The sequence below is a fragment of the Streptomyces sp. BL1 genome, from assembly GCF_057628045.1.
Genome location: NZ_JBXYWZ010000002.1, coordinates 1,754,681 through 1,779,983 on the forward strand (window position 1 = coordinate 1,754,681; position 25,303 = coordinate 1,779,983).

24 protein-coding genes are annotated in these 25,303 nt (G+C 72.3%); 10 read left to right on the top strand and 14 right to left on the bottom strand.

Translation table 11 applies throughout. From position 1 onward, the window contains the following. Positions 1-28: 28 nt before the first annotated feature. From AC3AGO_RS07930 to AC3AGO_RS07950, 5 genes are all read left to right on the top strand, one after another. Complete coding sequence (locus AC3AGO_RS07930; protein ID WP_487819423.1) at positions 29-793, top strand: IclR family transcriptional regulator; 765 nt, start codon at positions 29-31, stop codon at positions 791-793. A gap of 184 nt (positions 794-977) precedes the next feature. Continuing rightward, positions 978-1,730 carry an MIP/aquaporin family protein gene (locus AC3AGO_RS07935; RefSeq protein WP_487819424.1) on the top strand — a complete coding sequence of 251 codons (753 nt, stop codon included), beginning with the start codon at positions 978-980 and terminating at the stop codon, positions 1,728-1,730. 74 nt (positions 1,731-1,804) lie between these two features. After that, positions 1,805-3,325, top strand: coding sequence for a glycerol kinase GlpK (glpK, locus tag AC3AGO_RS07940; RefSeq protein WP_487819425.1), 1,521 nt, complete (start codon positions 1,805-1,807; stop codon positions 3,323-3,325). 5 nt (positions 3,326-3,330) lie between these two features. After that, positions 3,331-4,944, top strand: coding sequence for a glycerol-3-phosphate dehydrogenase/oxidase (locus tag AC3AGO_RS07945; RefSeq protein ID WP_487819426.1), 1,614 nt, complete (start codon positions 3,331-3,333; stop codon positions 4,942-4,944). A gap of 178 nt (positions 4,945-5,122) precedes the next feature. Continuing rightward, a complete protein-coding gene (locus AC3AGO_RS07950; protein WP_487819427.1) occupies positions 5,123-5,842 on the top strand; it encodes a FadR/GntR family transcriptional regulator in 720 nt (239 codons plus the stop codon). Here the strand turns inward: AC3AGO_RS07950 and AC3AGO_RS07955 are convergent. From AC3AGO_RS07955 to AC3AGO_RS07970, 4 genes are read right to left on the bottom strand one after another with little or no spacing between them, the layout of a single operon-like run. Then, positions 5,815-6,645 carry an amidohydrolase family protein gene (locus AC3AGO_RS07955; protein WP_487819428.1) on the bottom strand — a complete coding sequence of 277 codons (831 nt, stop codon included), beginning with the start codon at positions 6,643-6,645 and terminating at the stop codon, positions 5,815-5,817. The two genes, AC3AGO_RS07950 and AC3AGO_RS07955, sit on opposite strands and share 28 nt — an antisense overlap. After that, on the bottom strand, positions 6,645-7,622 hold the full coding sequence (locus AC3AGO_RS07960; protein WP_487819429.1) for an aldo/keto reductase: 978 nt from the start codon (positions 7,620-7,622) through the stop codon (positions 6,645-6,647). The genes AC3AGO_RS07955 and AC3AGO_RS07960 overlap by 1 nt, the downstream gene beginning before the upstream one ends. After that, positions 7,619-8,383 carry an SDR family NAD(P)-dependent oxidoreductase gene (locus AC3AGO_RS07965; RefSeq protein ID WP_487824569.1) on the bottom strand — a complete coding sequence of 255 codons (765 nt, stop codon included), beginning with the start codon at positions 8,381-8,383 and terminating at the stop codon, positions 7,619-7,621. Before AC3AGO_RS07965 ends, AC3AGO_RS07960 begins: the two co-directional genes overlap by 4 nt. Positions 8,384-8,403: 20 nt before the next feature. Further along, on the bottom strand, positions 8,404-9,753 hold the full coding sequence (locus tag AC3AGO_RS07970) for an L-fuconate dehydratase (protein ID WP_487819430.1): 1,350 nt from the start codon (positions 9,751-9,753) through the stop codon (positions 8,404-8,406). A 206-nt stretch (positions 9,754-9,959) separates the two neighbouring features. Here AC3AGO_RS07970 and AC3AGO_RS07975 point away from each other — a divergent pair, with 206 nt between their 5' ends. Further along, positions 9,960-11,141 carry a PAC2 family protein gene (locus tag AC3AGO_RS07975; RefSeq protein ID WP_487819431.1) on the top strand — a complete coding sequence of 394 codons (1,182 nt, stop codon included), beginning with the start codon at positions 9,960-9,962 and terminating at the stop codon, positions 11,139-11,141. 105 nt (positions 11,142-11,246) lie between these two features. Here the strand turns inward: AC3AGO_RS07975 and mshC are convergent, their stop codons facing one another. The 4 genes from mshC to AC3AGO_RS07995 form a co-directional block, all read right to left on the bottom strand. Then, positions 11,247-12,476 (bottom strand): cysteine--1-D-myo-inosityl 2-amino-2-deoxy-alpha-D-glucopyranoside ligase, encoded by a 1,230-nt coding sequence (gene mshC / locus AC3AGO_RS07980; protein WP_487819432.1) that lies wholly within the window; start codon positions 12,474-12,476, stop codon positions 11,247-11,249. Between the two features lie 65 nt (positions 12,477-12,541). Continuing rightward, complete coding sequence (locus AC3AGO_RS07985; RefSeq protein WP_487819433.1) at positions 12,542-13,408, bottom strand: SCO1664 family protein; 867 nt, start codon at positions 13,406-13,408, stop codon at positions 12,542-12,544. Next, positions 13,369-13,962: a DUF3090 domain-containing protein gene (locus AC3AGO_RS07990; protein WP_487819434.1), complete on the bottom strand. Its 594-nt coding sequence runs from the start codon at positions 13,960-13,962 to the stop codon at positions 13,369-13,371. The genes AC3AGO_RS07985 and AC3AGO_RS07990 overlap by 40 nt, the downstream gene beginning before the upstream one ends. 68 nt (positions 13,963-14,030) lie before the next feature. Then, on the bottom strand, positions 14,031-14,747 hold the full coding sequence (locus AC3AGO_RS07995) for a histidine phosphatase family protein (protein WP_487819435.1): 717 nt from the start codon (positions 14,745-14,747) through the stop codon (positions 14,031-14,033). 92 nt (positions 14,748-14,839) lie between these two features. Here AC3AGO_RS07995 and corA point away from each other — a divergent pair, with 92 nt between their 5' ends. Then, complete coding sequence (gene corA / locus AC3AGO_RS08000; RefSeq protein WP_487819436.1) at positions 14,840-15,829, top strand: magnesium/cobalt transporter CorA; 990 nt, start codon at positions 14,840-14,842, stop codon at positions 15,827-15,829. A 64-nt stretch (positions 15,830-15,893) separates the two neighbouring features. Here corA and AC3AGO_RS08005 read toward each other — a convergent pair whose 3' ends face one another. Together AC3AGO_RS08005 and AC3AGO_RS08010 are read right to left on the bottom strand one after the other, a co-directional pair. Continuing rightward, positions 15,894-16,682 (bottom strand): ferritin-like domain-containing protein, encoded by a 789-nt coding sequence (locus tag AC3AGO_RS08005; protein ID WP_487819437.1) that lies wholly within the window; start codon positions 16,680-16,682, stop codon positions 15,894-15,896. A gap of 261 nt (positions 16,683-16,943) precedes the next feature. After that, a complete protein-coding gene (locus AC3AGO_RS08010; RefSeq protein WP_487819438.1) occupies positions 16,944-17,999 on the bottom strand; it encodes an LLM class F420-dependent oxidoreductase in 1,056 nt (351 codons plus the stop codon). Between the two features lie 76 nt (positions 18,000-18,075). Here AC3AGO_RS08010 and AC3AGO_RS08015 point away from each other — a divergent pair, with 76 nt between their 5' ends. After that, on the top strand, positions 18,076-19,059 hold the full coding sequence (locus AC3AGO_RS08015; protein WP_487819439.1) for an aldo/keto reductase: 984 nt from the start codon (positions 18,076-18,078) through the stop codon (positions 19,057-19,059). Further along, positions 19,056-21,227, top strand: a complete 2,172-nt coding sequence (locus tag AC3AGO_RS08020; RefSeq protein WP_487819440.1) for a helix-hairpin-helix domain-containing protein — start codon at positions 19,056-19,058, stop codon at positions 21,225-21,227. Before AC3AGO_RS08015 ends, AC3AGO_RS08020 begins: the two co-directional genes overlap by 4 nt. Positions 21,228-21,326: 99 nt before the next feature. On the opposite strand, the gene AC3AGO_RS08025 is transcribed toward AC3AGO_RS08020, so the two are convergent. Continuing rightward, positions 21,327-22,070 (bottom strand): hypothetical protein, encoded by a 744-nt coding sequence (locus AC3AGO_RS08025; RefSeq protein WP_487819441.1) that lies wholly within the window; start codon positions 22,068-22,070, stop codon positions 21,327-21,329. Positions 22,071-22,117: 47 nt separating this feature from the next. Here AC3AGO_RS08025 and AC3AGO_RS08030 point away from each other — a divergent pair, with 47 nt between their 5' ends. Continuing rightward, a complete protein-coding gene (locus tag AC3AGO_RS08030; protein ID WP_487819442.1) occupies positions 22,118-22,306 on the top strand; it encodes a DUF5703 family protein in 189 nt (62 codons plus the stop codon). 68 nt (positions 22,307-22,374) lie between these two features. Here AC3AGO_RS08030 and AC3AGO_RS08035 read toward each other — a convergent pair whose 3' ends face one another. The 3 genes from AC3AGO_RS08035 to AC3AGO_RS08045 form a co-directional block, all read right to left on the bottom strand. After that, entirely contained in the window at positions 22,375-23,271 is an 897-nt protein-coding gene (locus tag AC3AGO_RS08035; protein ID WP_487819443.1) for a chaplin, read from the bottom strand. A 124-nt stretch (positions 23,272-23,395) separates the two neighbouring features. Then, positions 23,396-23,629: a chaplin gene (locus tag AC3AGO_RS08040; RefSeq protein ID WP_487819444.1), complete on the bottom strand. Its 234-nt coding sequence runs from the start codon at positions 23,627-23,629 to the stop codon at positions 23,396-23,398. Between the two features lie 318 nt (positions 23,630-23,947). Next, on the bottom strand, positions 23,948-25,285 hold the full coding sequence (locus AC3AGO_RS08045; protein WP_487819445.1) for a M20/M25/M40 family metallo-hydrolase: 1,338 nt from the start codon (positions 25,283-25,285) through the stop codon (positions 23,948-23,950). Between the last annotated feature and the right edge of the window lie 18 nt (positions 25,286-25,303).

Here is a 25,303-nt window from a genome sequence, read left to right on the forward strand (position 1 = left end):
GTCGAGTAGCAGGTCAGGGAGGTATCCGATGGCCCGGACCATCCAGTCGCTGGAGCGGGCGGCGGCCGTGCTGCGGCTGCTGGCGGGAGGCGAGCGGAGGCTCGGGCTCTCCGACATCGCCGCGTCGCTGGAGCTGCCGAAGGGCACGGCGCACGGACTGATCCGCACCCTCCAGCAGGAGGGCTTCGTCGAGCAGGACCCGCCGAGCGGGAAGTACCAGCTGGGTGCCGAGCTGCTGCGCATGGGCACCAGCTATCTGGACGTGCACGAGCTGCGCGCCCGCGCCCTGGTCTGGGCGGACGACCTGGCGCGCTCCTCGGGGGAGAGCGTCTATCTGGGCGTGCTGCACCAGCAGGGCGTGCTGATCGTGCACCACGTCTTCCGCCCCGACGACAGCCGGCAGGTGCTGGAGGTCGGCGCCATGCAGCCGCTGCACAGTACGGCGCTGGGCAAGGTCATCTCCGCCTTCGACCCGGTGGCGCACAGCGAGGCGGCGGACGGCGAGCGGCCGTCCTTCACCGAGCACACGGTCACCGGGCTGGAGCAGTTCGAGGAGCTCCTGGAACTCACCAGGACCCGCGGCTGGGGCGCGGACGTGGAGGAGACCTGGGAGGGTCTCGCCTCGGTCGCGGCCCCGGTGCAGGACAGGCGCGGCATGCCGGTCGGCGCGGTCGGCATCACCGGTGCGGTGGAGCGCGTCTGCGACGACGGCGAGCTGCGGCCCAAGCTGGTCGCGGCCGTGCGGGACTGCGCCCGTGCCGTGTCCAGGGACCTCGGCGCCCGGCGGTTCTGACCCTTCTCCGGCTCGCCGCTCCCCGTGGCCTGCCGCACCGTGGGACCCGTACAGAGTCCTGCGTCACATCCTCTTGACGAGATCTCTTCGCAAGAGAAAACTGCCGTTCGGCGGTCGACATTGTCGAACACCGGACGGGACCCGGTCCGCCCCACATTTCTGGACAAGGACAAAGGAGTCGCGGGTGTCCAGCTCCGACATTTTCTTCGGCGAAACCATCGGGACCGCCGTCCTCGTGCTGCTCGGCGGCGGCGTCTGCGCGGCGGTCGGCCTCAGGCGCTCCAAGGCGTTCCAGGCCGGATGGGTCGCGATCGCCTTCGGCTGGGGCTTCGCGGTGCTCACCGGCGCGTACATCGCGCAGACCTCGGGCGCGCACCTCAACCCGGCGGTCACTCTGGGCCTGGCCATCAAGGGCGACACGCCCTGGAGTCAGGTGCCGCTCTACTGGGCCTGCCAGCTGCTCGGCGCCCTCATCGGCGCCGTACTGGTCTGGGCCGCGTACGCCGGTCAGTTCACGGCGCAGCTCACGGAGCCCGAGACGGCTCCGGTGAAGTACGAGAACCCGGGCCCTGTGCACGGCGTGTTCTTCACCTCCCCGGAGATCCGGAACTCCGTGCAGAACGTCGCCACCGAGATCATCGCCACCTTCGTGCTCGTGCTCGCGATCCTCACGCAGAGCAACACGAAGGGTGTCGCCATGTCCGGCATCGGCGCGCTGCTCACGGCACTCGTGGTGGTCGGCCTGGGTCTCTCCCTCGGTGGTCCGACCGGGTACGCCATCAACCCGGTCCGCGACCTCGGCCCGCGCATGGTGCACGCGCTGCTGCCGCTGCCGAACAAGGGCGGATCCGACTGGGCCTACGCCTGGGTCCCGGTCATCGGCCCGCTGGTGGGCGGCGCCATCGCGGGCGGCGTCTACCAAGTGGCCTTCGCCTGACCGGCGTACGCGGGGCTTGACCGCGCCGCGCAGTGGAAACGGCCACCGCACACCGAACTTCTTGGAGCAGGAACATGAGCGACACCCACTCCGGCCCGTTCATCGCGGCCATCGACCAGGGCACCACCTCCAGCCGCTGCATCGTCTTCGACAAGGACGGCCGCATCGTCTCGGTCGACCAGAAGGAGCACGAGCAGTACTTCCCGAAGCCCGGCTGGGTCGAGCACGACCCCGCCGAGATCTGGACCAACGTCCAGCAGGTGGTGGCCGGCGCCCTCGACAAGGCCGGCATCACGAAGGACGACGTCAAGGCGCTGGGCATCACCAACCAGCGCGAGACGACGATGCTCTGGGACAAGGCCACCGGTGAGCCGGTGCACAACGCGATCGTCTGGCAGGACACCAGAACGGACGCGCTCTGCCGCGAGCTGGGCCGCAACGTGGGCCAGGACCGCTTCCGCCGCGAGACCGGCCTGCCGCTCGCCTCGTACTTCGCCGGGCCGAAGATCCGCTGGCTGCTCGACAACGTCGACGGGCTGCGGGAGCGCGCGGACCGGGGCGAGCTGCTCTTCGGCACGATGGACTCCTGGGTCATCTGGAACCTCACCGGCGGCGTGAACGGCGGCAAGCACGTCACCGACGTCACCAACGCCTCCCGCACGATGCTGATGAACCTCGGCACCATGGACTGGGACGAGCGCATCTGCACCTCCATCGGCGTGCCGACCTCGGTGCTGCCGGAGATCCGCTCCTCCGCCGAGGTGTACGGGGAGGCCACCGGCGACCTCGCGGGCGTGCCCGTCGCCTCCGCGCTCGGCGACCAGCAGGCCGCCCTGTTCGGTCAGACCTGCTTCGAGCCCGGCGAGGCCAAGTCCACGTACGGCACCGGCACGTTCCTGCTGCTGAACACCGGCGAGGAGTCGGTCAACTCGTACAACGGGCTGCTCACGACCGTCGGTTACCAGATCGGCGACAACAAGCCGGTCTTCGCCCTCGAGGGCTCCATCGCCGTCACCGGCTCGCTGGTGCAGTGGATGCGGGACCAGATGGGCCTGATCAACTCCGCGGCCGAGATCGAGACGCTGGCCAGCTCGGTCGACGACAACGGCGGCGCGTACTTCGTACCCGCCTTCTCGGGCCTGTTCGCGCCGTACTGGCGCTCGGACGCGCGCGGCGTGATCGCCGGCCTGACCCGGTACGTGACGAAGGCGCACCTCGCGCGCGCCGTGCTCGAAGCGACCGCCTGGCAGACCCGCGAGATCGTCGACGCGATGCAGAAGGACTCCGGCGTCGAGCTGACCTCGCTGAAGGTCGACGGCGGCATGACCTCCAACAACCTGCTGATGCAGACCATTTCCGACTTCCTGGACGCGCCGGTCGTCCGTCCGATGGTCGCCGAGACCACCTGCCTGGGTGCCGCGTACGCGGCCGGGCTGGCGGTCGGCTTCTGGTCGGGCACGGACGAGCTGAAGGCGAACTGGAAGCGCGCGTCGGAGTGGACACCCCGGATGGAAGCGGACGTTCGCGACCGCGAGTACAAGAACTGGCTCAAGGCCGTTCAGCGGACCATGGGCTGGATCGAAGAGGAGAACTGATACCCATGACAACCCTGCAGAGCGTCCCCACCACCCTCGGGACGCACCCGGCTGCCGGCACCACCCCGAGCCGCGCCGAGGCCAGAGAGCAGCTCGCGAACGCGACATACGACCTGCTGGTCATCGGCGGCGGCATCCTGGGCACTTCGGTCGCCTGGCATGCGGCGCAGTCGGGGCTGCGGGTCGCGATGGTGGACGCCGGCGACTTCGCCGGTGCCACCTCCTCCGCGTCGTCCAAGCTGGTGCACGGCGGCCTGCGTTACCTGCAGACCGGTGCGGTCAAGCTGGTCGCGGAGAACCACCACGAGCGGCGGGTGCTGGCGAAGGACGTCGCCCCGCACCTGGTCAACCCGCTCACCTTCTACCTGCCCGTCTACAAGGGCGGCCCGCACGGCGCGGCCAAGCTGGGCGCGGGCGTCTTCGCGTACAGCGCGCTGTCCGCGTTCGGCGACGGCGTCGGCAAGGTCATCTCGCCGGCCAAGGCCGCGGCCGACAACCCGGGCCTGCGCACCGACAACCTGAAGGCCGTCGCGGTCTACGGCGACCACCAGATGAACGACTCGCGGATGGCCGTCATGACGGTGCGCGCCGCCGCCGAGTCGGGCGCCACAGTGCTCAACCACGCCGAGGTGACCGGACTGCGCTTCACCAGCGGCCGCGTCACCGGCGCGGAGCTGCGCGACCGGGTGGACGGCGCCGAGTTCGGCGTCGACGCGCGGCTGGTGCTCAACGCGACAGGCCCGTGGGTGGACCACCTGCGGAAGATGGAGGACAGCGGCTCCGACCCGTCCATCCGGCTGTCCAAGGGCGCCCACCTGGTGATGAAGCGGAAGTCGCCGTGGCGTGCCGCGATGGCCACGCCCATCGACAAGTACCGCATCACCTTCGCGCTGCCGTGGGAGGACCAGCTGCTGCTGGGCACCACGGACGAGCAGTACGAGGGCGACCCGGGCGACGTGCGCGCCACCGAGGCCGACATCCAGCAGATCCTGGACGAGGCGGCCTTCTCGGTGCGCGACGAGCACCTGGACCGCAGCCTCATCAACTACGCGTTCGCCGGGCTGCGCGTGCTGCCGGGCGGTCCCGGCGGCGTCGAGTCGGCGAAGCGCGAGACGGTCGTCAGCGAGGGCCGCGGCGGCATGCTGTCGGTCGCCGGCGGCAAGTGGACGACGTACCGGCACATCGGCCGGACCGTCCTGGCCAAGCTGGCGCAGGAGCACGGCGGCGCCGTCGCCGAGGACATGCAGCCGGTCAAGTCGCTGGTGCGGCACACCCCGCTGCCGGGCATCGCCAACCCGAACGCGGTGGCGCACCGGCTGCTGGTGGACCGCGAACCGGGCGTACGGATGGACCCGCTGACGGCGCGTCAGCTGGCCACCCACTACGGCTCGCTGTCCTTCGACATCGCGCGGCTCGTCAACGAGAACCCGGCGCTGGGCGAGCGCATCCACCCCGAAGGACCGGAGATCTGGGCGCAGGTCGCCTACGCGCGCGACCACGAGTGGGCGGAGACCGCCGAGGACGTGCTGCGCCGCCGCACCACCCTGACGGTGCGCGGCCTGGACACCGACGAGGTCCGCGACGACGTCGAGAAGATGCTGGCGGAGCGCCGCGGCTGACCCCGCCCGGCCGGGGCGGCACCGCCGCCCGCCTGCACGCCTGCCGAGGGGCGCGTACCGGACTCCTGGTACGCGCCCCTCGCGCGTGCGGCCCGCGGGGCCGTAATGTCCCGGCACAGACATCGGAGGACTGGGACCCCGGGGCGTTCCCGCGGCTCCCGTGGCCGGGGAGGCTGCCGTGGCGGTGACCGACGAGGCGATCGAGCGCATCAAGGGGATGATCGTCTCCGGTGCGCTGCGTCCCGGCGACCGGCTCCCCAAGGAGAGCGAACTCGCCACCGAACTGGGCCTGTCCCGCAATTCGCTGCGCGAGGCCGTACGCGCCCTGTCGCTGATCCGCATCCTCGACGTACGGCAGGGCGACGGCACGTACGTCACCAGCCTCGCCCCGCAACTGCTGCTGGAGGCCATGAGCTTCGTCGTGGACTTCCACCGCGACGACACGGTGCTGGAGTTCCTCGCGGTGCGCCGCATCCTGGAGCCGGCGGCGACGGCGCTGGCCGGCAGCCGTATCCCGGAGGCCGAACTGGACGCGCTGGAGGAGCAGCTCGATGCCCTCGGCCCGGAGCCGGAGGTGGCCGAACTCGTCGCCGCCGACCTGGAGTTCCACCGCCGCATCGTGGCCGCCTCCGGCAACTCCGTGCTCTGCTCGCTCCTCGACGGACTGTCCGGACCGACCACCCGCGCGCGTGTGTGGCGCGGCCTCACCCAGGAGGACGCCGTACCGCGCACCCTGCACGAGCACCGGCAGATCCTCGCAGCCCTGCGCGCCCGCGACACGGAGGCGGCCCGCTCCTGGGCGACGGTCCACATCGCCAGCGTCGAACAGTGGCTCCGCGCCGCACTGCCGCCTGAGGCCGCACCGCCGCCTCAGGAGGGGCCGGACGCGATCCCGTAGACGCGGGCCGCTGTGCCGCCGAAGACCGCGGCGCGTTCGCCGGGGGTCAGATGGTCCGTGGCGCGTTCGGCCAGCGTGTGCACCTGCCCGTAGCCGGCGGCCAGTTGGCACACCGGCCAGTCCGAGCCGTACATGACCCGGTCGGGGCCGAAGGCGTTCAGGGTGTGCCGTGCGTACGGGAGGACGGCGCCCTCCGTCCAGCCGTGCCAGTCCGCCTCGGTGACGAGTCCCGACAGCTTGCAGGTGACGTTCGGCAGGGCGGCCAGTTCGCTCGTGAGCCGCGCCCAGGGCTGCCACTCCCCCGCGGCGACCGGCGGTTTGGCCGCGTGGTCGAGGACGAAGTGCAGTGCGGGGAGCGCCCGTACGGTCGCCAGTGCCGCCGGCAACTCGCGCGGGGTGACGAGCAGTTCGTACAGCAGCCCGGCCTCCGCGAGGACGGCGAGCCCGCGGCGTACGGCGGGACGGCACAGCCACTCGGGGTCGGGCTCGTCCTGTGCCTGGTGCCGCACTCCGGCCAGGCCGGGCGGCAGCCCGCCCGGCATGGTGAGCGCGGTCAGGTCGGTCCAGCCGACGACGGCCGCCACCCGCTCCGACTGCGCCGCGAAGGCGAGCAGTTCGGCGGTCTCTGCGGCGGACGAGCAGGCCTGGACGACGACGGTGGCGTCGATGCCGTACGCGTCGAGGTGCGGCGCGAGATCGTCCTCGGTCCAGGTGCGGCGGATCGGCTCCGCCCACGGGCCGTCCATCCACGGCTGCGGCCGCCGGTCCAGGTCCCACAGATGGTGGTGGGCGTCCACGCGCATCAGCGGGCCCCCTTCCCCACCCCGTCGGGCCACGGCAGGTCCCGGTCGAGCAGCCCCTCCTCGGCGAGGTCCCACCACACGGCCGACGGTACGGCGCGGCCGGACAGCCGTACGTTGTCCCGCACTTCGGCGGGCGAGAGGGCGCCGACGACAGCGGACACGACGGCCGGATGGCCGAAGGGGAAGCGCAGTGCCGCAGCGCGCAGCGGCACCCCATGACGGGCGCACACTTCCGCCATCCGGCGGGCCCGCGCGACGAGCCGTCCGGGCGCGGGGCTGTAGTCGTAGTGCGCGCCGGGCCGCGGCTCCGCCAGCAGCCCGGAGTTGTACACGCCGCCGACGACGACACGCGTGCCGCGCCGCTCGCACAGCGGCAGCAGCCCGTCGTACGCGACGCGGTCGAGCAGCGTCCACCGTCCCGCGCACAGCACGACGTCGACGTCCAAGTCGGCCACCAGGCGCGCCAGTACGTCACTGTGGTTCATGCCGAAACCGATGTGCTGTACGACTCCCTCGTCGCGCAGTTCGGCGAGCGCGGGGAAGCCGGTCTCGTACACGTCGCGCACATGGTGCTCGACGTCGTGCAGATAGACGATGTCGGCATGGTCGGTGCCCAGCCGGCTCAGTGACGCCTCCAGGGTGCGCCGGATGCCGTCCCTGCTGAAGTCCCACATGCGGGCACGTGCGGGAGTGTCGAAGAAGCCCTGCGCGTCCGGCTGTTCGCCGGGTGCGAGGGGGCGGAGGCGGCGGCCCACTTTGGTGGACAGCAGGTAGCTGTCCCGCGGCACCCCGGCGAGGGCCCGCCCGAGGCGTTCCTCGGACAGGCCGACGCCGTAGTGCGGTGCGGTGTCCAGGTAGGTGCAGCCGTGCTCCAGCGCCGTGTGCACGATGGCCTGCGCCCGCTCGTCGTCCATGGGCGCGCCGAGGTTGCCGAGCTGCGCGCAGCCGAGCCCCAGCGGCGGCAGTACGCCGCTCACGAGGGACGCAGCCGCAGCCCCTGCATGCCGCCGTCGACGGCCAGCGAGGTGCCGGTGACGGCGGCGGAGCGGGGGCTCGCCAAGTAGGCGACGGCGTCGGCGACTTCCTGCGCGGACACCAGCCGCCCGGACGGCTGCCGGGCCTCCAGCGCGGCCCGCTCTGCCTCCGGGTCGGGCGCCCTGTCCAGCAGCCGCCCCACCCACGGGGTGTCGGCGGTGCCGGGGTTGACGCAGTTGACGCGGATACCTTCGCGCACGTGGTCGGCCGCCATGGCGAGGGTGAGCGACAGTACGGCGCCCTTGCTCGCGCTGTACGCGGCGCGCTGCGGCAGTCCGGCCGTGGCGGCGATGGAGCAGGTGTGCGTGACGGACACCCGCCCGGGCGGGCCCTCCGCCGCGGCCCGCCGCAGATGCGGCAGTGCCGCACGGTCCGTACGCACCATGCCGAGCACGTTGATGTCGAGCAGCCGCTGCCATTCGGCGTCGTCGTTGTCCTCGACCGTGCCGGCCGCGCCGATGCCGGCGTTGCCGACGACCGTGTGCAGTCCGCCGAGTTCACGTGCGGCGCGGTCCACTGCGGCGCGTACGGCCGCGTCGTCGGTGACGTCGGCCTTCAGCACGAGCGTGCCGTCCAGTGCTCCCGATACATCCTGGTCGGGCACAGCCTGGTCGAGCACGGCGACCCGTGCCCCGCGGGCGGCGAGCGTCGCGGCGACGGCGGCGCCGATCCCGGAGGCTCCGCCTGTCACCAGTGCGGCCATCCCTGCGAACTCTGCGTCCGTCACTGGCCGTTCCCTCCTGCCTGCTGACTCTGCTGAAGGCGGGCACTCCACACAGGCCCGTCGGGATAGCGGTACTCCGCGAGGGACTCGGCGTGCATCTGTGCGGAGAATCCGGGCGCTGTGGGCACTTGGTAGCGGCCGTCGCGCACGACAGCCGGGTCGGTGAAGTGCTCGTGCAGATGGTCGACGTACTCGATGACGCGGTCGTCCTGCGATCCGGAAACGGCCACGTAGTCGAACATCGAGAGGTGCTGGACGAGTTCGCACAGTCCGACACCCCCGGCGTGCGGGCACACGGGCACCCCGAACTTGGCGGCGAGCAGCAGAATGGCGAGGTTCTCGTTGACTCCGGCCACCCGTGCGGCGTCGATCTGTACGTAGTCGATCGCCTCGGCCTGCAGCAGCTGCTTGAACACCACCCGGTTCGCGGCGTGTTCACCGGTGGCCACCTTGACCGGCTGGCCCGCCCGTACGGCGGCGTGACCCAGCACGTCGTCGGGATGCGTGGGCTCCTCGATCCAGTGCGGCCGGTACGGGGCGAGCGCCTCCATCCAGCGGACGGCCTCGGGAACGTCCCAGTGCTGGTTGGCGTCGACGGCGATACGGATGCCGGGGCCCACCGCCTCGCGGGCGAGCCGCATCCGGCGGATGTCGTCCTCCAGCCTGCCGCCGACCTTCAGTTTGATCTGCGTGAAGCCGTCCGCGACCGCCTCCTTGGCGAGCCGGACCATCTTCTCGTCGCTGTAGCCGAGCCACCCGGGGTGCGTGGTGTAGGCGGCGTACCCCTCGCGGCGCAGCCGTGCGGTCCGCTCGGCGCGTCCCGGTTCGGCGGCCCGCAGCAGCGCGAGCGCCTCGTCGGGGGTGAGCGCGTCGGAGATGTGCCGGAAGTCGACGAGGGAGACGAGCTGTTCGGGGCTGAACGAGGCGAGGTACTCCCACAGGGGCTGCCCGGCGCGCTTGGCGGCCAGGTCCCAGGCGGCGTTCACCACCGCGCCCGCCGCCATGTGCATCACCCCCTTCTCGGGGCCGAGCCAGCGGAGCTGCGAGTCGCGGGTGAGTTCGCGGTAGAGGCCGCCGAGGTCTCCCGTGACCTCCTCCAGCGGGCGGCCCACCAGGTAGGGGCGGAGGGCGGTGATGGCGGCGGCGGCCACGTCGTTGCCGCGCCCGATGGTGAAGCAGAATCCGTGCCCCTCCGGACCGTCGGGGGCGTCGGTGCGCAGGACCACGTAGGCGGCGGAGTAGTCGGGGTCGGGGTTCATCGCGTCCGAGCCGTCCAGCTGCTCCGAGGTGGGGAAGCGGACGTCGTGAACGTCGATCTCGGCGATGCGGTACATCGGACCTGAGGCCATACATCCGATGTATAGCGGCGACGGAACGCCCCGGTCCAGAGGTGTGCAGTGCCCTTCCGTACGGGCCCGGGCCGAGGACTGCGGTACGGTTCCGCGCACGCCGTAGGCTAGGGGGCTGCACGGCGCGCCCTCGTACGGCGGGCGCGCGAGAAGAACGGCAGCCGGACGGAGCCCGCCGCTCCGCCCCGGCCGGAAGGAGGCGCTGGGTGATCGAGCTCGAGGGGGTTCCCGAGCTGGTCGACCCGGTCATGGTGGCCGCGTTCGAAGGCTGGAACGACGCCGGCGACGCCGCCTCCACGGCGGTCGGGCACCTGGAACGGGAGTGGAAGGGCGAGGTGTTCGCGGCGCTGGACGCCGAGGACTACTACGACTTCCAGGTGAACAGGCCGCAGGTGTGGGTGGACAACGGCGCGCGGAAGATCACGTGGCCGACCACCCGGCTGTCGGTGGTCCGGGTGGAGGACGCCGACGGCAAGGGCAAGCCGCGCGACCTGGTGCTCGTCAAGGGGATCGAGCCGAGCATGCGATGGCGCTCGTTCTGCAACGAAATCCTGGGCTTCGCGCACGAGTTGGGCGTGGAGATGGTCGTGGTGCTGGGCGCGCTGCTGGGCGACACGCCGCACACCCGGCCGGTCCCGGTGACAGGCGTGACCTCCGACCCGGACCTGGCCCGCACCATGAATCTGGAGGAGTCCAAGTACGAGGGCCCCACCGGCATCGTCGGCATCCTCCAGGAGGCCTGCGCGCACGCCGGGGTCCCGGCGGTCAGCCTGTGGGCCGCGGTGCCGCACTACGTGTCGCAGCCGCCGAACCCGAAGGCGACGCTGGCCCTGCTGAACCGGCTGGAGGACCTGCTCGGCGTGCGCGTGCCGCAGGGCGAACTGCCGGAGGACTCCCGGGCGTGGCAGCTCGGTGTGGACCAGCTGGCCGCGGAGGACAGCGAAGTCGCCGAGTACGTACAGTCGTTGGAGGAGGCGCGGGACACGGCGGAGCTGCCGGAGGCCTCCGGCGAGGCGATCGCCAAGGAGTTCGAGCGCTATCTGCAGCGCCGCGGGGACGGCCCCGGCGAGTCCCCGTACTTCCGTGAGACCGGGACGCCGGGCCGCGACCGGTCCCCCAAGTCCCCGTCCACGGCGCAGGAGCCCCCGGAGGGTTCCGGGAGCGCGGCGAAACCGGAGGGCCCGGCGGACTCCCGGGAAGGTGCCGGGGAGAGCGCGGAGGAGGGCGCCGGAGACGCACAGAGCTCCGACGATTCCGGTCGCGCCGACGGCGAGAAGGGCTCCTCGGACGCCGGCAGCCGGGACGGCGCGGAGAGCTCCGGAAGCCCCGAGGGCTCCGAGGACTCCGAACGCTCCGAGAACTCCGAACGCTCCGAGAACGACGACTGACACACGCCCGCCGCACACCGGCGCCGCACACACTCGCGCCCCCGGAACCTTGAACGGTCCGGGGGCGCAGTCGTGCGCGGCGGTCTCAGGAGACCGGACAGGCGTCTACAGGGCGACGCCCAGGAGCGCGTCCACCGTGCGGGAGACCAGGCCGGGTGCGCCCTCGTCGCTGCCGCCGGAGGCTTCCTGAGCGGCGGCCCACCGGTCGACGGCCACGAGCGCGGCGGGGCTGTTCAAGTCGTCGGCGAGCGCGGCCCGTACGTCCTCCAGCATCCCCTCCGCGGCCGGCCCGTCGGGCCGCGAGACCGCCGAACGCCAGCGCGCCAGCCGGGACTTGGCCTCGTCCAGTACCGCGTCGGTGTACTCCCAGTCGTCGCGGTAGTGGTTCGCCAGCAGCGCCAGCCGGATCGCCGCGGGGTCGACGCCCTCGCGCCGCAGCGCGGACACGAAGACGAGGTTCCCCTTCGACTTCGACATCTTCTCGCCGTCCAGGGCGACCATCCCGGCGTGCACGTACGTCCGCGCGAAGGGGAACTCGCCCGTGAGCGCCTGGGCGTGCGAGGCGCCCATCTCGTGGTGCGGGAAGGCGAGATCGGAGCCGCCGCCCTGTACGTCGAAGGTCATCCCCAGGTGTTCCAGCGCGATGGCCACACACTCGATGTGCCAGCCGGGCCGGCCCTCGCCGAGGGACGCGCCGTCCCACGAGGGTTCCCCGTCGCGCTTGGCGGACCACAGCTGCGGGTCGAGGGGGTTCTTCTTGCCGGGGCGGTCCGGGTCGCCGCCGCGCTCGGCGGACAGCAGCCGCATGGTCTCGGCGTCCAGCCGGGAGACCTCGCCGAAGTGCGGGTCGGCGTCGACGGAGAAGTACACATCGCCCTCGAGGTCGTAGGCCGCGCCCATGTCGCGCAGTCTCTCCACGATCGGCACGATGCGCGGAATGGCCTCGACGGCTCCGACGAAGTGTTCGGGCGGCAGCATCCGCAGCGCCGTCATGTCCTCGCGGAACAGGGCGGTTTCGCGCTCGGCGAGCTCCACCCAGTCCTCACCGGTCGCCTGCGCCCGCTCCAGCAGCGGGTCGTCGACGTCGGTGACGTTCTGTATGTACTGAACCTGCCGCTTGGTGTCGAGCCACACGCGCTGCACGAGGTCGAACGCGTTGTAGGTCGCCGCGTGACCCAGATGGGTCGCGTCGTACGGCGTGATGCCGCAGACGTACATACGGGCGACGGGACCGGGTGCGAGTGAGACGCGTCCGCCGGTCGCGGTGTCGTGGATCCTCAGGTCGCGGCCCTGACCAGGCAGGGCGGGGACCTCGGAAGCGGGCCAGGCATGCATGCATCGAGCCTAACCCGGACTGGTGTTCCGTAATCGGACGGACGGGCACGGCCTGAAGCGGGACATCACACAGGCGGCCAGGGAATAGCCGGCCAGTCGCCGCTGGGAAGCGGGTGCCGGCCGGAGCTGAGCAGCGCTTCCGTCCGCTTCCGCACCGCGTCCAGCTCGGCTCCCGTGACCAGTTCGGCCAGTCTGGCGGCGAGCGTACGGCCGTCCGCCAGCTCGGCCGCGAGGGACCGCAGCACCGCGACGGCCTCCGCCGTGAGCTCCTCGCCGGCCCAGCCCCACAGCAGGGTGCGCAGCTTGTCGTCGGCGTTGAAGGTGACCCCGTGGTCGATGGCCCACAGCCGTCCGTCCGCGTCGGTCAGCAGGTGGCCGCCCTTGCGGTCGCCGTTGTTGATGACCGCGTCGAGGACGGCGAGCCGGCGCAGCCGCGCGTCGTCGGCGTGCACGAGCAGCGCCGTACGCCCCTCGCCGACGTCGGCGAAGGCGACGGCCTTCCAGCCCTCCCCCGGCTCCTCGGCCTCCACGAGCGCGAGCAACTGCGGCCGCTCCGCGCCCTCTTCCTCCTCCGGCTCGTCGATCCACAGCTGGACCATGCCCTCGCCGTACGGGCCGTCGCGCAGCACCGTCGGGGGCACCAGGTCCCAGCCGGTGGCGCGGGAGATCTCGTACGCGGCGGCCTCACGCTGCGCGAGCGTCCCGTCGGGGAAGTCCCACAGGGGGCGCTCCCCCTCGACGGGCTTGTACACACAGTCGAGGGCGCGGCCCTCGTACGTGGCGGTGCAGTACAGCACCGCGTTGGAGGCGCCGCCGATCCTGCCCCGTACGGTCAACTCCCCCCGCGCGAGCACCTGGAGCACACCGTCGTCGGCGGGTTCCGGTACGGCGCTCATTCTTCGCCGCGCCGGTATCCGTTCTGCCGGGGGCACACGTGACCCTCCGGGTCCAGCGGGAGGCTGCACAGCGGGCACGGCGGGCGGCCCGCGTTGACGACCTCCAGTGCCCGCTTGGCGAAGGCGCGGGCCATGGTGCCGGAGAGCCGGACCCGCAGCATGGGCGGGCCGTTCTCGTCGTCCTGCAGCAGCCGCTCCTCGGCCTCGGCGAGGTCCTCGTCCGAGTCGGGCTCCAGCTCGACGATGGCCTGCGCCTCGACGACCATGCATTCGCCGTCGCCGTCCCAGGCCAGGGCCATGGTGCCGACGCGGAACTCCTCCTCGACCGGCGACTCCAGCGGGTCCTTGTCGTCGATCTCCGACGGGGCCACGGCCGGGACGGGGGCGTTGCCGCCGGAGCGCCGCACCACCTCGTCCAGCAGCTCGTCGATGCGCTCGGCGAGCGCCTCCACCTGCGCCTTCTCCAGGGCGACGCTGGTGGTCCGGCCGGCTCCCGACGCCTGCAGGTAGAAAGTGCGCCGTCCGGGCAGACCGACCGTGCCGGCGATGAATCGGTCCGGCTGGTCGTAGTGGAACACCTGACGGGACACGTCCTGCTCCGTTGAGTCGTCGACTACTCGGTCACTGGGCACCCTACTGCGCGGGCCGATCATCGCGCTTACACGCCGCCCCCCACGGCGGCATCGCCCTCCGCGCCGCCCGTGGCGGCCGCGTCGTCCCCGCTGTCGCCGGTCTCCTTCGGCGGGGCCAGGGAGCCGAGTTCGCCGGTCTCGCCGAGCCGCAGCAGGAAGGGCCGCAGCGGCGTGTAGCGGATGGCGGTGACCGAGCAGGGGCCCGCGGTGATCCGCTGGAACAGGTCGAGGTGCATGCCCAGCGCGTCGGCCACGATCGCCTTGATGATGTCGCCGTGCGAGCACATCAGATAGGCCGCGTCCTCGCCGTGCTCGCCGGCGATCCGCGCGTTCCAGTCGCGTACGGCCTCCACGGCCCGCTGCTGCATGTTCCGCATCGACTCGCCGCCGGGGAAGGCCGCGGCCGAGGGGTGCTGCTGCACGGTCGTCATCAGTGGCTCGTCGGAGAGCTCGGACAGCTTGCGGCCGCTCCAGTCGCCGTAGTCGCACTCGCCGATCCGGTCGTCGGTCCGCGGCGGGCCGAGCTCCGGGCGGGCGGCCGCCAGCGGGGCGAGCGTCTCCCGGCAGCGCTGCAGCGGGCTGCTGACCAGCGCGGCCAGCGGCACTCCCGCGAGCCGCTCCGGCAGCCCCTCGGCCTGTGAGCGGCCGTGTTCGTCCAGAGCCACACCCGGGGTCCAGCCCGCGAGCAGACCCGCGGTGTTGGCGGTCGACCGGCCGTGGCGTACGAGGATCAGCGTCGGCATGGCCGCCAGCCTAGGCGGTGTGCGGCAGGTCTCCGCGGCCGAGGTACGACGTGTGCGACGCAGCGGTTGTGCACTGCGCCCGACAGGGAACAATGCGACACGTGATCGTCGATTGCGGCATCTATCAGGACGGGGTCCGCACAGAGAGCCCGTCGGACTTCTCCGATGCGCTGGCCGAGGCGCGCCGGGAGGGCGACGCGTTCCTGTGGATCGGTCTGTACGAGCCGACGGAGTCCGAATTCGACCGCGTCACCAGCGAGTTCGGGCTGCATCCGCTCGCCGTCGAGGACGCGCTGCACGCGCACCAGCGGCCGAAGCTGGAGGTCTACGACGACTCGCTGTTCCTCGTCCTGAAGCCGACCTCGTACGACGAGTCCACCTCCTCGGTGTCGGCGGACGAGCTGATGATTTTCGTCGGTGACTCGTTCGTGGTGACCGTCCGGCACGGCCTGACCAATCCGCTGGGCAGCGTCCGCAAACGCCTGGAGGAGGACCCGGAGGTCATGCGGCAGGGCCCGACCGCGGTGATGTACGGGGTCTGCGACGCCGTCGTCGACCACTATCTGGAGGTCGCGGTCGAGCTGCACGACGACCTGGAGGAGCTGGAGCAGGCGGTGTTCGCGCCCGGCGAGGCGAGCCGCGGGAACGCCAACCGGATCTACGAGTTCAAGCGGCAGGTCCTCGGGTTCCGCAGGGCCACGGGCCCGCTGACGGAGCCGATGGCGCGGCTGTCGGGCGCGGGCGTGCCGTTCGTCGACGAGCGCTCCCGGCCGTTCTTCCGGGATGTGACGGACCATCTGACCCGCGTCAACGAGCAGGTGGAGGCGCTGGACCGGCTGCTGTCCGACATCCTGTCCGCCGATCTGGCGCAGATGAGCGTCCGGCAGAACGACGACATGCGGAAGATCTCCGCGTGGGCCGCGATGGTCGCCGTGCCGACCGCGATCGCCGGCGTGTACGGCATGAACTTCGACCACATGCCGGAGCTGCACTGGGTGTGGAGCTATCCGGCGGTGCTCGTGCTGATCGCGACGCTGTGCCTGGTGCTGCACCGCATGTTCAAGAAGCGCGGCTGGCTCTGACACGACGACGGCACCCCGGCCGGGCGCCGGAGTGCCGTCGTCGTACGGGCCGCGGTACGGGCCGTCAGGCGAACTCGGGGGCCGAACTCGCCGGTCCCCCCAGCGCGTTGCGGTGCTCGGGCATACGCAGCACGACGAGCTTCCGCCAGCCGCCGGCCCGCTCGTACAGATACATCGCGTGGATGCCGAGTCTCAGCACGCCGTGCTTCGCCCTCGACCAGCCCAGGATGCGCGCCATCCGCTCCATCACGGCGAGGCTGACGTCCCGGTAGGTGCGCATCTCGACGCGTACGCCCTCGCGCAGCAGCTGCCGGATCGCGTCGCGGTGTCCGGAGTCCGCCAGCCGCAGCAGCTCCTCGTGGCAGTAGGCGAGGTGATTCTCCTCGTCCTGACAGATCATCCGTACGGCGCGGCCGATCTCCGGGTGGTCGCTGAAGTGCGTGCGCAGCATCTCCATCTGGTCGGCGGCGCGCTGCTCGGTGATCCGGCTGTGCGCGAGGTACGCCAGGATGTCGTGCTCGGTCAGCGGCTCGTCGCGGCGCAGCTTCTCGTGCGCGAGGCCCATGCCGAGCCCCTCCAGGAGCATCGTGTAGTCGGCGTCCTCGGGGACCTCGACCGGATCGAGGCCGCGCTTGCGCAGCAGGGCGTTGAAGATCCGGCCGTGCTTGTCCTCGTCCCAGCCGTGCCGGGCGACCTTCGGCCCCAGCGTCCGCTGTGTGTCGGGTAGCAGCGCGGAGATGCGCCCGTTCTCCCAGCCGCCCTGTGCCTCGCCGCTGGCGGCGATGGAGCAGAACAGCCGGAAGGATTCGTCGTCGTCGATGATTTCCTGGAACAGGCTTCGGGCCGAGAGCATGACGCACCTCCGTACAGGCATCCGCGCAGAAATGAGTCAAATGCCGCGGATGACATGGGGCAACAGCTGCGTGCCGCATCTCCGCCGAACGAAGGAGCGCGTCAGTGCCGCGAGGTGCGTAACCCCGGACGCAGGCGGGGCGTTGTGCAGTGTGACGGCCGTGGCGGGGAAGACCCCCGAGCCCCCACCACGGCCGTAGAGTCTGTCCGCGTCCCGTGCCTTCCGGGGTCTGCGACTCCGCGGGTCTACGCCTGCGCGGGTCTACGACTCGGCGAGCCCGGCCCGCTCCACCGCCTCGACACCGGCCCGCAGCGACGCCAGCCGCTCCTCCAGCGTCCATCCCGCGGGAGCCAGGGACAGCGTGGTCACCCCGGCCTCCGCGTAGGCCTGCATCCGGTCGGCGATGCGCTCGACGGGGCCGAGCAGGGTCGTGGAGTCGATGAGCTCGTGGGGCACCGCGGCTGCGGCGCCCTCCTTGTCCTTCGCCAGGTACTTGTCCTGGATCTCGGCGGCCGCCTGCTCGTAGCCCATGCGCTGCGCGAGCTTGTTGTAGAAGTTCTGCTTGCGGCTGCCCATGCCGCCGACGTACAGCGCGGTGTACGGGCGGAACTGGTCGGCCAGCGCGACCGGGTCGTCGCCCAGCGCCATCGGCACGGTCGGCACGAGGTCGAAGTCCGTCATGTCCTTGCCGGCCTTCTCGCGGCCCGCGCGCAGGTGCCGCACGGTGGTCTCCTCCGCGTGCTCCGGCGAGAAGAAGATGGCCAGCGCGCCGTCGGCGATCTCGCCGGTCTGCTCCAGGTTCTTCGGGCCGATCGCCGCGATGTAGAGCGGGATCTCGTCGCGCACGGGGTGCACGGTCATCTTGATCGGCTTGCCGGGCCCGTCCGGCAGCGGCAGCGTCCAGTGCTCGCCCTCGTGGGACAGGCGCTCGCGGGACATGGCCTTGCGGATGATCTCCACGTACTCGCGGGTGCGCGCCAGGGGCTTGTCGAACCGGACGCCGTACCAGCCCTCCGACACCTGCGGCCCGGACACGCCGAGGCCGAGCCGGAAGCGGCCGCCGGAGAGCGAGTCCAGCGTGGCCGCGGTCATGGCAGTCATCGCCGGCGCGCGGGCGGGGATCTGGAAGATGGCGGAGCCCACGTCGATCCGCTCTGTCTGGGCCGCGACCCAGGTGAGTACGGTGGCGGCGTCGGACCCGTAGGCCTCGGCCGCCCAGCACACGGAGTAGCCGAGCCGGTCGGCCTCCTGGGCGACGGCGAGATTGTCCGAGTCCATCCCGGCGCCCCAGTAGCCGAGGTTGATACCGAGCCTCATCCGGCGTCCCCTTACTGATCAGTAACGTCCTTGTCCCCGGGACTCTAGCGCGGGGCCGCAAGTAACCTCAACGGCCATGGAGCAACGGCACCTCGGCCATACAGGGCTGCGCGTATCCCGGCTCGGCCTCGGCACCCTCACCTGGTCCCGCGACACCGGCGAGCAGGACGCCGCGGGGCAGCTGAAGGTGTTCTGGGAAGCGGGCGGCACGCTCGTGGACACCGCCGACGTGTACGCGGACGGCGGCTCCGAACATCTGCTGGGCCGCCTCCTGCGGGAACTGGTACCGCGCCGTGAACTGGTCATCGCCACCAAGGCGGGCAGCGTGCCGGACCCGCGGCGCCGCTTCGACTGCTCGCGTGGCCACCTCCTCGACGCGCTCGACGCCTCCCTGCACCGGCTCGGCACCGACTACGTCGACCTGTGGCAGGTGCACGCCTTCGACCCGTACACGCCGCTCGACGAGACGCTGCACGCGCTGGACATCGCGGTGAGCTCGGGGCGCGCCCGGTACGCCGGAGTGTCCAACTTCAGCGGCTGGCAGCTCGCGAAGGCCGCCACCTGGCAGCTCGGCGCGCCCGGGGTACGGACCCGGCTGGCAAGCACGCAGATGGAGTACTCGCTGCTCCAGCGGGGCGTCGAGCGGGAGGTGCTGCCGGCCGCGCTGGACCTCGGCCTCGGCCTGCTGCCGTCCTCCCCGCTCGGGCGCGGCGTGCTCACCGGCAAGTACCGGCACGGCACGCCCACCGGCTCGCGCGGCGCGTCCGACCTGCTGTCCGCGTTCGTCGCGCCGTACCTGGACGAGGAGGCGGAACGGATCACCGACGCGGTCACCACCGCCGCCGACGGGCTCGCCGTGACCCCGCTCCAGGTGGCGCTGGCGTGGGTGCGGGACCGTCCGGGAGTGGCCGCACCGATCGTCGGCGCGCGGACGGCACAGCAGCTCAGCGAGGCGATGTCAGTGGAGGGGCTTAGTCTTCCAGACGAAATCTGCCGGGCGCTGGACGATGTGTCGGCCCCGGTGCACCGCTATCCCGACCAGGACTGGAGCGAGCTGTGACGGACGACAAGGCAGCCGAACTCCTCGCCGCCGTGCGGGCGGTGGAGAAGGGCGAGGCCTCCGCCGCGTCCTTCTTCACCGCATCGCAGCCGCCGGCCCCGCGCCGTACGGAGCAGCCCGCCGCTCCGGCCGCGCCCGTGCCCGCGCCGGACGGCCCGGCGGCCGTTCCCGACGAGGTGCGGGCCGTGCTCGCCGAGGGCGGCGCCCCGGCCGAGCTCGCCGCGCCGCTCACCGCGGCCCTCGGCGAGCAGGCCGGGCAGGTGCTGCGCGCCGACCCGTGGCAGCTGCTCACGGTGCGCGAGGTGCGGCCCGAGCAGGCGGACGGCTTCGCGCGGGCGCTGCTCGGCGCCGAGTGCGGACCCGACGACGAGCGCCGGGCCCAGGCCCTGGTCGTCCGGCTGCTGGAGGACGCGGCCCGCGCGGGGCACACCGTGCTGGAGCCCGAGGCCCTCACGAAGGGGCTCGCCCAGCACTCCGTGCCGGAGCCGGAGGAGGCGGTCCGCGCCGCGGTCGACGAGGGCGCGGCCCTGGTCTTCGAGGACGCGCTCGACGCGGCGGTCCCGGCCGAGCCGGCCGCCGCGGGAGACGGCCAGGGCGACGGCGAGGATGCAGAGCAGCCCCGCCCCGTCCGGCTCACGATGGGCCTCGACCGGTACGCCCTCGCGGAGGAGACCCTCGCCGACGCGCTCGCCCGCCTGACGACCACGTTCAGCGCGCCCGGCGAGGGCACGGCGGACGCCGGCGCCGGTGAACGGGCCGACGGCGCCGATGAGTTGACCGCCGGCGGCGATTCCGGGGCCGACGGTGCGACTCCCGTCGCCGGGGACGGCACGGCCGCCGAGGACGCCGGACAGGACGGTGCCGACGGCGTACCGGCCGCCTCCGAAGCGGGGGACGCCGACGGCGCCGACGATGAACAGGCGGGCGCCGACGGCCCGTCGGTCGCGCCGTCCGTGCCGGCCGCCGCGTGGGAGGAGGCCGCGGCCGCGCTCGGCCGGGGCTCAGCGGCCGAGCTCGTCCGCGCCGTCGCGGCGCACGGCGTCGTCGTCCACACCGGCGGGGAGGCCGCCAGGGCGGAGCCCGCGACCCTCGTGGGCGTCGCGCGCGGCCTGGGCCTGCGCGCGTACGCCGCCGCGCACAGCGAGAACGGACGGCTGCGGCTGGCCCGCCAGTTGGAGGAGCACGGGGACGAGGCCGCGGTGACCGTCGCCGGGCTGCTCGCCGGGCGCGAGGGCCCGCCCCGCGGCGAGGACGGCACGTGGCAGCTCGACGTGCTCGCCGTGTGCGACGCCCCGCAGCTCGACGCCGAGGCCGCCGCCGCGCTCGCCGAATCGCTGCCCGACGGCGCCCGCCTGGTGCTCAGCGGCGACCCGCAGGTGCTCGGTTCCGCGGGCCCCGGCCGGGTGTTCGCGGATGTGGCCGCGGCCCGTACGTGCCCCGTGCTCGCCTCCCGTACGCCGGATCCGGGCCCCGTCGGGGAGCTGGTGTCCGGCATCGGCATCGGCGAGCTCCAGCAGGTCGAGGCGCCCGGCAAGGAGGTCGTGATCGTCCCCGTGCGGGATCCGGGCGAGGCCGTGCACCGCACCGTGCAGCTCGTCGCCGACTCGGTGCCCCGCGCGATCGGCGTGCCCGCCGACCGTACGCAGGTCATCACGCCCGGACACGGCGGCGCTGTCGGCACCCGCGCGCTCAACGCCGCCCTCAAGGAGCGGATCAATCCGGGCCCCGGCCGGTTCGGCGGTTTCGACCCCGGTGACCGGGTGGCGCACTCCCCGGCCCCAGGCCGTACGGCGATGGGCTCCGTCGTCTCCGCCGACGAGTCCGGGCTCCAGGTGAACTGCGCGGGCCGGCAGGTGACCGTCCCGAAGGACCGGATCGGCGAAACCCTGCGGCACGGCTGGGCCGTGACGGCCCATCAGGCGGCGGGATCCCGCTGGCCGGCGGTCGTCGTCGTGCTGCCCGGCGACGCCGCGGCGGGCCTGACGCGGGAGTGGGTGTACACGGCGTTCGGCCGCGGCGAGCGCCATCTGTCCGTGGTGCACGGCGTGGAGGACGCTCTGCCCCGCGCGGTGAGCTCCGCGCACGTCCCGGAGCGCACGACGCGGCTGCGTCTCCTTCTGGAGCAGGCGGTGCGCGCAGCCGTCACCCCGGCGGCCGGACCGGCCTAGCCGGACGCGCGTTCAGCACGGGCACGCGGACGTACGCGGGGCACCGGAGCAGCGCTCCCGGTGCCCCGCCGCCCTTGTTCCGCTCACTCCCGGCGTGTCCTACGGCGTGGAGTCGTCGAGCCGTTCGTCGAGGTCCAGCATCTCGTCGTCGTCGAACGCGGAGCTGACGTCGAAGCGGCACACCACCTGCTCGGGGTCCGCCTGGTCGAAGGGGGCGGTCAGCCACTCCCCCGGCTCGCTGGGCTCGTCCGCGGCCGCCACCCACAGCGTGGAGTCGCCCTCCTCGAGGCCGAACTCCTTGTGCCGGGTGGCGATCTCGTCCGGTTCGTACTCCCCGAAGAGCACCCCGAGCGCCGCGTACACACTGCTGCCCGCGGACGATCCGGCGATGCCGTCGTCGTCGGCCGACTCCGGGTCCAGGTCCGTCACCCGCTGAGCCTGCGTCAGCAGCCGCTGCGGGTGCGCCACCGTATAGTCCCTGCGGATCAGGACGGTCAGCGCGTGCGGTTCGTCGGGGCCCCCGTAGGGCGGCATGGTGTCGCCGCCCGGGCCGGGGATCTCGAACGGGGTGACCTCGTCGTACACCTCGTAGAGCAGCTCGTCGTACGCCTCGCCGGCCGCGGCGAGGGCGTCGAACGCGGCATACACGGCGGCGTCGGCCTCCGCGGCGGAGCGGGCGGCTGCCTCCTCGGCATCCGGAGACGCGGCCTCCGCGCCGGATGCCGCTTCCTCCGCCCCTTCAGCCCGCCGCTCGACGGCCTCGAGGTGGCGGTCGAGCGCGGCTTTGACCGCCTCGGCGGCGGCGCGTACGTCGGCAGCGGTGGGCTGCGCAGCATCAGACATAGTGCAGACGCTATCCGCAGACGGCCGCTGCCCGCACAATAGATGCGATGCCGGAATACGAATTTCGTGATGTGTACGTCCCGCGTGGCACGACCCGCAAGGCCGCCACGCGGCTCCTGACGGAGCATGCGGAGTACGGGCAGTGGGAGTTGGCCCGTACTCGTATCTATCCCGACGGCAGCCGGAGGGTGCGGCTGCGGCGCCGCATCATCCGCCAGTTGCGCGCCACCTGGTGACGAGTGGAGGGGCCCCCGCCGGGCGAGGCCCCCTCCACTGCTCTGCCGCTCCCGGTGCGGCCGCGCGCTCAGCGCTGCGCGGCCCGGGCGGCGTTCTGCACGACGCGGGCGCGCCGGTAGAGCACGTAGCCGCCGATCATCAGGCCCGCGCCCAGGGGCGCGGCGATGCCGAGCTCGGAGCCGCCGCCGGTCTCCGCCAGCTGCTGACCTCCGCCGGCGGGTGCCGTGGCGGGGTCGGCCTGGACGGGCTGCGAGCCCGCGCGGACCGTCGAGGTGTCGTGCACCGGCTCCGAACCGCCGGTCTTCGGCGCCATGTCGTGCTGCGGCGCGCCTCCGCCGCCGACGCCGGTACGGTCCTGGCCGCCGGAACCGCCGCCGGAACCGTCGGGAGAACCGCCGCCGGCCCCTGTGCGGTCCTGGCCGCCACCGCCCGGGTCGGACGGCGCGGACGGCTCGGACGAACGCGGCGGGGCCGACTCCTGCGGCGGTGCGTCGGTCTCGCAGCCGTTGCCGGTCACGCTGTTGCCGATCCCGATGACGGTGATGCTGTTGCCGCAGGCGTTCACCGGCACGTCGACCGGAGCCTGCGCATCGTTGCCGGAACCGACGCCGGGCGAGTTGCTCGTACCGCCGTCCGCCTGGGCTCCCCCGGCCTGCTGCCCGCCCTGCCGCTCGCTCGAACTTCCCGCCCGGTCCTGGCCGTCGGAGCTGCCGGAACCGTCCGACCCGTTCTCACAGCCGTTGCCGGAGGTCGGGTTGAGCAGTCCCACCACGTTCCCGCTGTTCCCGCAGGCGTTCACCGGCACGTCGACCGGGGCCTGGACGGAATTGCCGGACGCCACGCCGGGAGAGCCCTCGGCTCCGCCCTGAGCCCCCGAGTCGGCGTACGCCGCGCCGCCCGACATGGCCAGCACGCCGCTTGCCGCAGCGACGGTGAGCAGGCCCTTTCTGGTGACCTGTCGCATAGTTCGATCCCCTGCCTTGCCTTCTGCCCTTACGGACGACGAACACTTGGAAGACCCGACGGCCCCGGAGCGCGTCGTGCGCTCCGGGGCCGACCGGGCTATGTCTTCACGCGGTGACGCAACGTCAGTCGTTCACGCAGGAGTTGCCGAAGGCGGGGTTCAGCAGCCCGATGACGTTGACGCTGTTGCCACAGGCGTTCACCGGCACGTGGACCGGGACCTGGACCTGGTTGCCCGAGACGGCGCCGGGGGACCCGACGGCCGCACCCTGGGCGCCCGAGTCGGCAGCGGCGATGCCCGCGCCCGCGAGCACGAGACCGCCGGTGGCAGCCGCGGCAGCGACAACCTTCTTGATCATTGTTCCTCCTCATTGGCAAATGCGGTCCCAGCCGCGGACCGCACCACCTGTAACGAGGAAGAAGTAACGGGGCTACGTGTGGATCGGGGAATTCACCCGTCCGGTCAACAGGGCACGGATGATCGATTACTGAAGATCCGTTACCTGTGTTGACGGTCGGGCGACAGTATGCGAAACGACAGTCGGCTCGTACGACAACGGCCTGACGTTGTCGTACGAGCCGACCCGGCCTGCGCCGGTCCGGTCAGCGCCGGCCGCTCAACACCGGCCCGGTGAGCACTGATCCGGCCGGCACGGGTCCGGCCGGCACTGGTCCGGTCAGCACTGGTCCAGGAAGCGGTCCAGGACGCGGGCGCCGAACTTCAGCCCGTCCACCGGCACACGCTCGTCCACGCCGTGGAACATGCCCGCGAAGTCCAGCTCCGGCGGGAGCTTCAGCGGCGCGAAGCCGAAGCAGCGGATCCCGAGGTCGTCGAAGGACTTCGCGTCGGTACCGGCCGACAGCATGTACGGCACGGCCTTCGCGATCGGGTCCTCGGCCTGCAGCGAGGACTGCATCGCGTCGACCAGCGCACCGTCGAAGGTGGTCTCCAGCGCCTTGTCCCCGTGCACGTCCTCGCGCTTGACGCGCGGCCCGAGGATGCGGTCCAGGTCGGCGAGGAACTCCTCCTCGTACCCCGGCAGGAAGCGCGCGTCGACGTGCGCGGTCGCCTGGCCCGGAATGACGTTGACCTTGTAACCGGCGCCCAGCTGGGTCGGGTTGGCGGTGTTCTTGAGCGAGGCGCCGATGAGCTTGGCGATGCCGCCGAGCTTCGCGAGCGTCTCGTCCATGTTCTCCGGGTCGAGCTCGGTGCCCAGCGCGTCGCCCAGCTCGTCGAGGAACGACCGCAGCGTCTTGGTCACCCGCACCGGGAACTCGTGCCGGCCCAGCCGGCCGACGGCCTCGGACAGCTCGGTGATGGCGTTGTCCCGGTGGATCATCGAACCGTGTCCGGCGGTGCCGTCCACGGTCAGCTTCATCCAGTGCATGCCCTTCTGGGCCGTCTCGATCAGGTACAGCCGCAGGTCCTCGTTGACGGTGAAGGAGAAGCCGCCGACCTCGCCGATGCCCTCCGTCACCCCCTCGAACAGATCCCGGTGGTTGTCCACGAGGTGCCGGGCCCCGTAGACGCCGCCCGCCTCCTCGTCCGCGAGGAACGCCAGCACCACGTCGCGCGGGGGCTTCCGGCCGCTGCGCAGCCGGTCCCGTACGACCGCGAGGGTCATGGCGTCCATGTCCTTCATGTCGACGGCGCCGCGCCCCCAGACGCAGCCGTCGGCGATCTCGCCGGAGAAGGGGTGGTGCGTCCAGTCCTCCGCGTTGGCCGGCACCACGTCGGTGTGCCCGTGGATGAGCAGCGCGGGCCGCGACCGGTCCTCGCCCTCGATCCGGGCGACCACGGAGGCCCGCCCCGGACGGGACTCGAAGATCTGCGGCTCCAGCCCGACCTCGGCGAGCTTCTCGGCCACGTACTCGGCGGCCTTCCGCTCCCCCGGGCCGTCCTGCGCGGGCCCGTAATTGCTGGTGTCGATCCGGATCAGATCGCGGCAGAGATCGACAACCTCACTCTCGGCGCTCGTTTCCGCACTGTTCGACGCCGGATTCGACTGGCTCACACTGCCTCCTCTTGTCGA

What these genes read in the sequence shown, in the direction of transcription:
- AC3AGO_RS08030 (WP_487819442.1), top strand. Translation starts at nt 22,118, where the DNA reads ATGCCGGAATACGAATTTCGTGATGTGTACGTCCCGCGTGGCACGACC.
- AC3AGO_RS07955 (WP_487819428.1), bottom strand. Translation starts at nt 6,645, where the DNA reads ATGCGCGTGGACGCCCACCACCATCTGTGGGACCTGGACCGGCGGCCG.
- AC3AGO_RS08040 (WP_487819444.1), bottom strand. Translation starts at nt 23,629, where the DNA reads ATGATCAAGAAGGTTGTCGCTGCCGCGGCTGCCACCGGCGGTCTCGTG.
- AC3AGO_RS08025 (WP_487819441.1), bottom strand. Translation starts at nt 22,070, where the DNA reads ATGTCTGATGCTGCGCAGCCCACCGCTGCCGACGTACGCGCCGCCGCC.
- AC3AGO_RS08015 (WP_487819439.1), top strand. Translation starts at nt 18,076, where the DNA reads ATGGAGCAACGGCACCTCGGCCATACAGGGCTGCGCGTATCCCGGCTC.
- mshC (WP_487819432.1), bottom strand. Translation starts at nt 12,476, where the DNA reads ATGCATGCCTGGCCCGCTTCCGAGGTCCCCGCCCTGCCTGGTCAGGGC.
- AC3AGO_RS08005 (WP_487819437.1), bottom strand. Translation starts at nt 16,682, where the DNA reads ATGCTCTCGGCCCGAAGCCTGTTCCAGGAAATCATCGACGACGACGAA.
- glpK (WP_487819425.1), top strand. Translation starts at nt 1,805, where the DNA reads ATGAGCGACACCCACTCCGGCCCGTTCATCGCGGCCATCGACCAGGGC.
- AC3AGO_RS07965 (WP_487824569.1), bottom strand. Translation starts at nt 8,383, where the DNA reads ATGGCCGCACTGGTGACAGGCGGAGCCTCCGGGATCGGCGCCGCCGTC.
- AC3AGO_RS08035 (WP_487819443.1), bottom strand. Translation starts at nt 23,271, where the DNA reads ATGCGACAGGTCACCAGAAAGGGCCTGCTCACCGTCGCTGCGGCAAGC.
- AC3AGO_RS07970 (WP_487819430.1), bottom strand. Translation starts at nt 9,753, where the DNA reads ATGGCCTCAGGTCCGATGTACCGCATCGCCGAGATCGACGTTCACGAC.
- corA (WP_487819436.1), top strand. Translation starts at nt 14,840, where the DNA reads ATGCGACACGTGATCGTCGATTGCGGCATCTATCAGGACGGGGTCCGC.
- AC3AGO_RS07945 (WP_487819426.1), top strand. Translation starts at nt 3,331, where the DNA reads ATGACAACCCTGCAGAGCGTCCCCACCACCCTCGGGACGCACCCGGCT.
- AC3AGO_RS07995 (WP_487819435.1), bottom strand. Translation starts at nt 14,747, where the DNA reads ATGCCGACGCTGATCCTCGTACGCCACGGCCGGTCGACCGCCAACACC.
- AC3AGO_RS08010 (WP_487819438.1), bottom strand. Translation starts at nt 17,999, where the DNA reads ATGAGGCTCGGTATCAACCTCGGCTACTGGGGCGCCGGGATGGACTCG.
- AC3AGO_RS07930 (WP_487819423.1), top strand. Translation starts at nt 29, where the DNA reads ATGGCCCGGACCATCCAGTCGCTGGAGCGGGCGGCGGCCGTGCTGCGG.